General features: G+C 66.0%; 2 protein-coding genes and 1 pseudogene. All 3 read right to left on the minus strand.

Features of this window, described 5'->3' with window-relative positions; all coding sequences use genetic code 11:
* On the minus strand, nt 1-1,621 hold a 1,621-nt coding region (locus tag QZ378_RS12600; RefSeq protein WP_291258518.1), incomplete at its 3' end, for a glutamate synthase central domain-containing protein.
* A gap of 77 nt (nt 1,622-1,698) precedes the next feature.
* Nucleotides 1,699-2,241, minus strand: coding sequence for an ANTAR domain-containing protein (locus QZ378_RS12605; RefSeq protein WP_291258519.1), 543 nt, complete (start codon nt 2,239-2,241; stop codon nt 1,699-1,701).
* A 176-nt stretch (nt 2,242-2,417) separates the two neighbouring features.
* A pseudogene (locus QZ378_RS12610) lies at nt 2,418-2,721 on the minus strand (type I glutamate--ammonia ligase); the annotation flags it as partial.

The raw sequence follows: 2,721 nt of genomic DNA on the forward strand, positions 1-2,721 counted from the left end.
TGCCCAGATAGACGGTGGTGTCGGTGACCACCTCCTCCCGGATGGCGTCGATGGGTGGATTGGTCACCTGGGCAAAGAGCTGCTTGAAGTAGTGGAACAGAGGCTGCTCCCTGCTGTCCAGCACCGCCAGGGGGATGTCGGTACCCATGGCGGCGGTGGGCTCCGCCCCGGTGCGGGCCATGGGGAGGATGGTGCTGCGCACGTCCTCATAGGTGTAGCCAAAGGCCTTCTGGAGCCGGCGGAGCTCCTCCCGGCTGTGCCGCTCCACCCGCTTGTTGGGGATGGGCAGATCCCGCAGGTGGAGCAGGTTGGCGTCCAGCCACTCGCCGTAGGGCTGCCGGGCGGCGTAGTGCTCCTTCAGCTCGTCGTCGCCGATGATGCGGCCCTGGACGGTGTCCACCAACAGCATCCGCCCCGGCTGGAGCCGGGACTTCTCCACAATCTCCCCGGCGGGCACATCCAGCACCCCCACCTCGGAGGAGAGGATCAGGCGGCCGTCGGATGTGACATAGTACCGGGAGGGGCGCAGGCCGTTGCGATCCAGCACCGCCCCCACCACGTCCCCGTCGGAGAACAGGATGGAGGCCGGGCCGTCCCAGGGCTCCATCATGGTGGCATAGTAGTGGTAGAGATCCCGCCGGGTGCGGGAGATGGTCTTGTCCCCCCGCCAGGGCTCCGGGATGCAGGCCATGACCGCCAGGGGCAGATCCATGCCGCCCATCATGAGGAACTCCAGGGTGTTGTCCAGCATGGCCGAGTCGGAGCCGGCCTCGTTCACCACCGGCAGCACCTTGTCCATGTCCGCGTCCAGCAGCGGCGAGGACATGGTCTCCTCCCGGGCCAGCATGCGGTCTACATTGCCCCGGATGGTGTTGATCTCGCCGTTGTGTGCCATGAGGCGGTTGGGGTGGGCCCGCTCCCAGGAGGGATTGGTGTTGGTGGAGAACCGGGAGTGAACCAGGGCGATGGCGGACTGGTAGTCCGGGCTCTGGAGATCCGGGTAAAACCGGCGCAGCTGATCCACCAGGAACATGCCCTTGTAGACGATGGTGCGGCTGGACAGGGAGACCACATAGGTGTTGTCGTTGGACTGCTCGAACACCCGCCGGGCCACGTAGAGCTTCCGGTCGAAGGGCAGGCCGGGCTCCACCCCCTCGGGCCTGGCCACGAAGGCCTGCTCGATGAAGGGCATCTTGTCCCGGGCCTTCTGGCCCAGAATCTCCGGGCAGACGGGCACCGCCCGCCAGCCCAGGAAGGTCATGCCCTCCTTTTCCACAATCACCTCAAACATCTTCTTGGCCTGGCCCCGTTTCAGGGTGTCCTGGGGGAAGAAGAACATGCCCACGCCGTAGTCCCGGGCCCCGGGCAGGGCAAGGCCCGCCTCCTCCGCCGCCTTGGCGAAGAAGCGGTGGGAGATCTGCACCAGGATGCCCACGCCGTCGCCGGTCTCCCCCTCGGCGTCCTTGCCCGCCCGGTGCTCCAGCTTCTCCACGATCTTCAGCGCGTCGTCCACCGTCTGGTGGCTGGGATTGCCGTGTATGTCCACCACGGCGCCGATGCCGCAGGCGTCGTGCTCAAATTCCGGGCGGTAAAGCCCCCGCGGGCGCTCCTGTGTTGTCATAGTCCGTTCCCCTTTCCGATAAAAACGGCGGCAGCCGCGCTCCCGACTGCCGCCGTGAGACCGCCTTGTCCCTCCTGCTATTCCGGTTCTGTGCTGTCCAGCACCAGCTGGGCCGTCTGCACTAATTTTGCCCCGCTGTCCATGCTTTTTTTCTGTAAATATCGGTGGGCCTGCTCCTCTGTCATGTCGTTCCGATCCATCAGCAGGCGCTTGGCCTGGTCGATAAGGCTCTGCTCCTCCCGGCTGCGGCGGGGGCGCACATACCGCTCCAGCCGCCGGCCGATCTGCAGCAGCATCCGTACCGATGCCGCCAGATCCCCTCTGGACACCGGGGTGGGCAGGCGGAAAATGTCGTCGTTCTGCATCAGCTCCAGCATGCTCTGGGAGGCCAGCACCAGCATGGCGCAGGACAGGGGGAGATCGTCGAAGAGCAGCTCCGCCGTCTGATCCCCCAGCTTGTAGCCGCACACCACCGCCGGCACGTGGAGCTTGTGAAGGGTGCGCCGCACCTGGTCGGCGGAGCGGCATACCACGCAGGAGGCCACCCCGCCCCCCTCCAGGATCTCCTTCACCCGCCAGGCGGTCTTGCTGTTTTCAAAGGCGACAATCACGGTTTCCATCGTATCCACCTCCCGCCGGGCGGTTCGTTTTTCTGCTCAGTAATTGATGATATACTTCTCCCACGGGGCGGGCGCTTTCTGCGGAAAGCGCGGCGCTTCGCGCCCAAGGCCGCCCCTTCCGGGGGGAATCGATTCCCCCCGGAGGCCCCCCACGCGCTCCCGCGGGGGACGAGAGCTTAGTAATTGATGATGTACTTCTCCCGCTCCCAGGAGCTGACACGGGTGCGGTACTCGTCCCACTCCCGGCGCTTGCCGTCCAGGTAGTTGGCTACCACGTGCTCCCCCAGGGTGTCCAGGATCAGCTGATCGGCCTCCATGGCGTGGATGGCCTCCTCCAGGGAGCCGGGCAGGCTGTCGATGCCGTGGGCCTTCCGGGCGGTCTCGTCCATGACGAAGATGTTCTCGGTGACCTCGTCGGGAGGGGTCATGCCCTTCTCGATGCCGTCCAGGCCGGCGGCCAGGCAGACCGCCAGCTCCAGA

Source organism: Flavonifractor sp., assembly GCF_019422385.1.
Taxonomy (GTDB): Bacteria; Bacillota; Clostridia; order Oscillospirales; family Oscillospiraceae; genus Flavonifractor; species Flavonifractor avistercoris.